7 protein-coding genes and 1 pseudogene are annotated in these 5,181 nt (G+C 62.0%); all 8 read left to right on the top strand.

All coding sequences use genetic code 11. The features are described 5' to 3' along the window. A partial coding sequence (locus tag JOZ06_RS11265; protein ID WP_293232420.1) for a transposase occupies window positions 1-142 on the top strand: 142 nt, incomplete at its 5' end. Next, window positions 117-848: a YdcF family protein gene (locus tag JOZ06_RS11260; protein ID WP_293232418.1), complete on the top strand. Its 732-nt coding sequence runs from the start codon at window positions 117-119 to the stop codon at window positions 846-848. The genes JOZ06_RS11265 and JOZ06_RS11260, both read left to right, overlap by 26 nt. A 204-nt stretch (window positions 849-1,052) precedes the next feature. Continuing rightward, on the top strand, window positions 1,053-3,185 hold the full coding sequence (locus JOZ06_RS11255; protein ID WP_293232416.1) for an anthranilate synthase component I: 2,133 nt from the start codon (window positions 1,053-1,055) through the stop codon (window positions 3,183-3,185). Between the two features lie 109 nt (window positions 3,186-3,294). Continuing rightward, on the top strand, window positions 3,295-3,618 hold the full coding sequence (locus JOZ06_RS11250; protein WP_293232414.1) for a type II toxin-antitoxin system RelB/DinJ family antitoxin: 324 nt from the start codon (window positions 3,295-3,297) through the stop codon (window positions 3,616-3,618). Then, window positions 3,539-3,832 (top strand): type II toxin-antitoxin system YafQ family toxin, encoded by a 294-nt coding sequence (locus JOZ06_RS20685; protein WP_366515212.1) that lies wholly within the window; start codon window positions 3,539-3,541, stop codon window positions 3,830-3,832. Before JOZ06_RS11250 ends, JOZ06_RS20685 begins: the two co-directional genes overlap by 80 nt. Before the next feature lie 188 nt (window positions 3,833-4,020). Further along, window positions 4,021-4,358: pseudogene (locus JOZ06_RS20680) on the top strand (type II toxin-antitoxin system RelE/ParE family toxin). After that, window positions 4,355-4,636, top strand: a complete 282-nt coding sequence (locus JOZ06_RS11240; RefSeq protein ID WP_293232410.1) for an XRE family transcriptional regulator — start codon at window positions 4,355-4,357, stop codon at window positions 4,634-4,636. The pseudogene JOZ06_RS20680 and the gene JOZ06_RS11240 overlap by 4 nt, the downstream one beginning before the upstream one ends. Window positions 4,637-4,766: 130 nt before the next feature. After that, complete coding sequence (locus JOZ06_RS11235) at window positions 4,767-5,174, top strand: PaaI family thioesterase (RefSeq protein WP_293232408.1); 408 nt, start codon at window positions 4,767-4,769, stop codon at window positions 5,172-5,174. Window positions 5,175-5,181 lie beyond the last annotated feature (7 nt).

Raw genomic sequence — 5,181 nt, 5'->3', positions numbered from 1 at the left:
GGCCATCTACCGGATGAATTCATCGATCCTGGAAGGCGTGAACAATAAGATCAAGGTCATCAAGCGCATGGCTTACGGTTTCCGGGATTCGGCATACTTCTTCCTGAAGATCAAGAATGCCTTCCCCGGAAAACCGCGATGAACCTTTTTTATTGCCGCCGATGTGCTTGATTTGGCTCGCGCTGCTGGGGGTGTGGTTCAAGCGGCGCTGGTTGGTGTATTTGGCGCTGCTCTTGACCTATCTGCTGGCGACGCCGCAAATGGCCTGGTGGCTGACGCGTCCGCTGCAGCCCTCGGTGCCGACGCCGGCGGCGCTGCAGGCGGCGGACGCCATCGTGGTGCTCGGCGGCGGCAAGAAGCTCGCGCCCGAGTTCGACGACGAGGAGCTGAAACCGTTGAGCTTGACGCGCATCCGCTACGCCGCCTGGCTCGCGCGCCAGACCGGCAAGCCGCTGCTGGTCACCGCCGGTGCGCCGGAAGGCGGCGAGCCCGAGGGCGACGTCATGGCGCGCACGCTCGCGCGCGATTACGGCATCAAGGCGCGTTGGATCGAACGCGTGTCCAATACCACCGAGGAGAACGCCATCAACAGCGCGCCGCTGTTGCGCGCCGCCGGAGTGAAACGCATCGCGCTGGTGTCGAGCGCCTGGCACCTGCGCCGCGCGGCCTTGTTGTTTGAGCGACAAGGCTTCGACGTGCTGCCGGCGCCGACAGGTTTGATGGAGCTGGATTCGACCGATACCGCGTGGCGGCCGTGGCTGCCGACGGGGGAAGCGATGCAGCAGAGTTGGCTGGCCTTGCGCGAATGGCTTGGCATTCTTTGGGCCAGCCGCACACATTCCACGTAAGTTCAGAATAATCGCTTGCTTGGCGTGCTAACGACTGATAGATTGACTGCATGGACGCGACTTTTCACACATTCGGTTGGTGGTGGCTCGATTAATCGAGCGGCCAACCCATGTGTTTTTAACAAGCCGCTCGGATGTCTCGAGCGGCTTCGTATTGTCTGAATCCCCCGCCAGATCTCCGAGCGCACATCTTCGGAGAACCCCATGCAGAGCGAGACGTACATCACCCGTGGCGCAATCGAGATCGCGCGCGAAAGCATCGATTGTTCGTACGCGCAGGCCGGCCTTGCGCTGGTCGAATCGCTGAACACGCAACGCGGCGTCTGGTTTTCCTCCCGCTTTGAGTTTCCCGGCCGTTATACCCGCTGGGACATGGGCTTCGTCAATCCGCCGCTGGTTTTGACCTCCCGGGGCCGCGACTTTTGCCTGGAGGCGCTCAACGCCCGCGGGCGGCAACTGCTGCCCGGTCTCGCGGCGCGCTTGGCCGTCTTGGACGTGGTGGCGGATTCCCGCCTCGACGACACCGCCTTGCGCGGCCGCATCGCCGCCGCAACGGACGCCTTCAGCGAGGAAGAGCGTAGCCGGCAGCCGTCGGCCTTTTCGCTGGTGCGCGCCTTGAGCGATCTCTTTGCCAGCGATGCTGACCGCGACCTAGGCCTGTACGGCGCCTTCGGCTACGACCTGGTGTTCCAGTTCGAGCCGATGCCGCTACGGCTGGAACGCGCCGACGATCAGCGCGATCTGGTGCTGTACCTGCCCGACGAACTGCTGCTGGTCGATCATATGCAACAGCGCGCGCGACGGTTGCGCTACGACTTCCGTCTCGACGGCGGCGACACCCGGGGCCTTGCGCGCGATGGCGCGCCGGCGCCATTCAAGGCCGAGGCCGCAACGCTTCCCGCCGAGTGCGACCATGCGCCGGGCGAGTACATGGCCCAAGTCGAACGCGCGCGCGAGGCCTTCGCCCGTGGCGACTTGTTCGAAGTGGTGCTGGGTCAACTGTTCTCCGCGCCCTGCGCCGATGCGCCCTGCACGGTGTTCAACCGGCTGCAGGCCAGCAACCCGGCGCCCTACGGCGCGTTGATGAATCTGGGCGAAGGGGAGTTTCTGGTGATTGCCTCGCCGGAGATGTTCGTGCGTGTCGAGGGACGGCGCATCGAGACCTGCCCGATCAGCGGCACCATCGCCCGTGGCCGCGACGCGCTGGAGGACGCCGAACAGATCCGTGCCTTGCTCAACTCCGCCAAGGATGCGTCCGAGCTCACCATGTGCACCGATGTCGACCGCAACGACAAATCGCGGGTGTGCGAGCCCGGCTCGGTACAGGTGATCGGCCGGCGCCAGATCGAACTGTATTCGCGCCTGATCCACACCGTCGACCATGTCGAGGGCAGGCTGCGGCCCGAGTTCGATGCGCTCGACGGCTTTCTTAGCCACGCTTGGGCGGTGACCGTCACCGGTGCGCCCAAGCGCTCGGCCATCGCCTTCGTCGAACAAAACGAACGCTCGCCGCGCCGCTGGTACGGCGGCGCCATCGGCCGGTTGACCTTCGACGGCAACATGAACACCGGCCTGACGCTGCGCGCCGTGCGCATGAAGGACGGCGTGGCTGAGGTACGCGCCGGCGCCACGCTGCTGTTCGACAGCGACGCGGCGTCGGAAGATGCCGAATGCCACCTGAAAGCGTCGGCACAACGCGCCGCCATCCGCGCGCCGGCTGCCGCGAGCCCGGCCGCCGCGCCAACCGATCTGCCCGGCAAAGGGCGGCATGTGCTGTTGATCGACCATGAGGATTCGTTCGTGCATACGCTGGCCAGCTACCTGCGCGCCGAGGGCGCCAAAGTGGTGACGCTGCGCGCCGAGCTGGCGCGCCAACGGCTGGCCGACGGTCTGCGCCCCGACTTGGTGCTCCTGTCTCCCGGGCCGGGGCGGCCGGATGACTTTGCCATGCGCCACACGCTGGAGTTGTTGATCGGCTTGTCGATCCCGGTGTTCGGCGTTTGCCTGGGCCTGCAGGGCATCGCCGAATACTTCGGCGGCCGCCTGGGGCAATTGCCGCTACCGGTGCACGGCAAGGCCTCGGCCGTGCGCAACCTCGGCGGGCGGTTGTTTGGCAATCTGCCCGAGTCGTTCGAGGTCGGCCGCTACCACTCGCTCTACGCCGAGCGCGCGACGCTGCCGGACTGCCTGCGCGTCTCGGCCGAGACCGACGACGGCGTGGCGATGGCGATCGAGCACCGCACGCTGCCGCTTGCGGCGGTGCAGTTCCACCCCGAGTCGATCATGACGCTCGGCGCGGGGCCGGCGCTGATGGCGGCGGTGCTGCGCAACTTGTGACGCCAGCGCGCTATTGCCATGGCGAGGACGCCTAGATTGTTTTTGTGGTTCCGTTGTGGCTACAATGAAACTACAAACATGAATTGCTCTCGAAGTAGGGAGGTATCCGATGGATTCGACTATTCGCGCACGGATCGATGAGCGTATCAAGGAAAGCGCTGCGGAAGCTTTGCATGAGATGGGCTTGTCGATCTCCGATGCCATCCGTATGTTAATGATCCGGATCGCGGAAGATCGCTGCTTGCCTTTTGAGGTTCGCGCCAACCCGGTGACGATGGCGGCGATCAAGGAGCTGGATGACGGCAAAGGGCAACGCTATAGCGCTTTTAGCGACTTGCTAGAGGCTGTACAGGATGACGCAGAAACGCAAGGAACTCGTTCCGTCGAGCCAGTTCTGCCGCGATCTAAAGCGAGAACTAAAGGGGCGCTATAAAAAGGACGTCGGCAACGGCGGCGTATTGGAATCGGTGCTGACCCTTCTGGCGTCAGCATTGCCCTTGCCTCAGGAAGTGTATAACCACCCGCTGAAGGGGCACTATAGAGGCTGCCACGAATGTCATCTGCGCCCGGACTTGCTGTTGATCTATCGCTTGAAACCTGCGTGGATTGAGCTGGTGCGATTGGGCTCCCATTCCGAGTTGTTTTGAAATAGAAGCGCGATGCGAGTCGCGCTTTTCTTTTGGGTTTGTCGTCAGGTGTTCGGCGCAATGGGACACCTATTCGCGAAGGGTGCGTTCGCGGAGTCAAGGCGCCAAAACCCGGAAAAAATGAATGGAACAAAGTTTTGCAGCGAGAGGCGTACTTGGCGTTATATACAAAATTTTGTATAGCTGTGATGACAGATGCCAAACCGGTTGAATTTTGCGGCAGCGCGCTTGATGATCTTCGCGCTTTTCCGCCGGCAGCCAGACGAGAAGCCGGCCATCAGCTTGACCAGGTGCAGCATGGACAAGAGCCGGACGACTGGAAGCCCATGAATACCGTGGGGCAGGGGCGAAGGAAGTTCGGATTCGCGATGCGTCAGGCGCGTTTCGGGTGATCTACGTTGCTAAGTTTGTCGATGCCATCTATGTATTGCACTGTTTTCAGAAAAAAACGGGCAAGACGAGTAAAAGCGATATGGACGTGGCGGCCAAGCGTTATCGAGATCTATTGAAGGAGTTAGGGCAATGAGCAACCAACGGTTTGCTAGTGTGTGGGATGCCATTGAAGACACGCCCGACGCAGCGGAAAACATGAAACTACGCTCTACGCTGATGATGGCGTTGAAGAACCATATCATCGGCACCGAGATGAGCCAGGTGCAGGCCGCCAAGCTGCTTGGCGTGACTCAACCTCGTGTTTCTGACTTGATGCGCGGCAAGATCAATCTCTTTGGCTTGGACGCGCTTGTGAACATGGCGGTAATGGCTGGGTTACAGATCGAACTCTCCGTACATTACGCCAATTAATTGTCACTAAGGGTGGCTCCCATTCCGAGCTGTTTTGAAATAGAAGCGCGATGCGTGTCGCGTCTCCTTTGCGCGAAGCCACGGGCGTCTTCCAGAGAACAACCCATATGACCCGCTCAGGGGTGAATTGATGCCAGCGACGAAAGAAGAGGTCGCCGCATTCTTGGCGGCGGAATTTCCGCAAAGCAAATGTGTGGTCGAAGCCGTTGGCGAGCGGCACGCCACGGTATCGCATCACATCGGCCCGAACGAATTGCGCCCTGGCGGGACGGTGTCGGGCCCTGTGCTGATGACCGTGGCGGATGTGGCGCTGTACGTGGCCATTCTCGGCGAAATCGGGATCGTGCCGCTGACGGTGACGACCAGCCTGACCATCAACTTTCTGCGCAAGCCCGCCGCGGATGCCCGCATCATCGCGGACTGCTCGCTGATGAAGGTCGGCCGGGCGCTGATTGTCGGCGAGGTGTCATTGTACTCGGAGGGCATCAGCGAGCCGGTGGCGCATGTTGTCGGCACGTATTCGGTACCGCCTCGCTGATGGCGTG

It is taken from the genome of Paludibacterium sp. (genome assembly GCF_019232825.1).
Lineage (GTDB): Bacteria > Pseudomonadota > Gammaproteobacteria > Burkholderiales > Chromobacteriaceae > Paludibacterium.
This window is presented reverse-complemented; position numbering and strand designations above follow the sequence as displayed.

Excerpts from the sequence above, each read along its gene's own strand:
- JOZ06_RS11260 (WP_293232418.1), top strand. The coding sequence starts at position 117 with ATGCCTTCCCCGGAAAACCGCGATGAACCTTTTTTATTGCCGCCGATG.
- JOZ06_RS20685 (WP_366515212.1), top strand. The coding sequence starts at position 3,539 with ATGACGCAGAAACGCAAGGAACTCGTTCCGTCGAGCCAGTTCTGCCGC.
- JOZ06_RS11250 (WP_293232414.1), top strand. The coding sequence starts at position 3,295 with ATGGATTCGACTATTCGCGCACGGATCGATGAGCGTATCAAGGAAAGC.
- JOZ06_RS11235 (WP_293232408.1), top strand. The coding sequence starts at position 4,767 with ATGCCAGCGACGAAAGAAGAGGTCGCCGCATTCTTGGCGGCGGAATTT.
- JOZ06_RS11240 (WP_293232410.1), top strand. The coding sequence starts at position 4,355 with ATGAGCAACCAACGGTTTGCTAGTGTGTGGGATGCCATTGAAGACACG.
- JOZ06_RS11255 (WP_293232416.1), top strand. The coding sequence starts at position 1,053 with ATGCAGAGCGAGACGTACATCACCCGTGGCGCAATCGAGATCGCGCGC.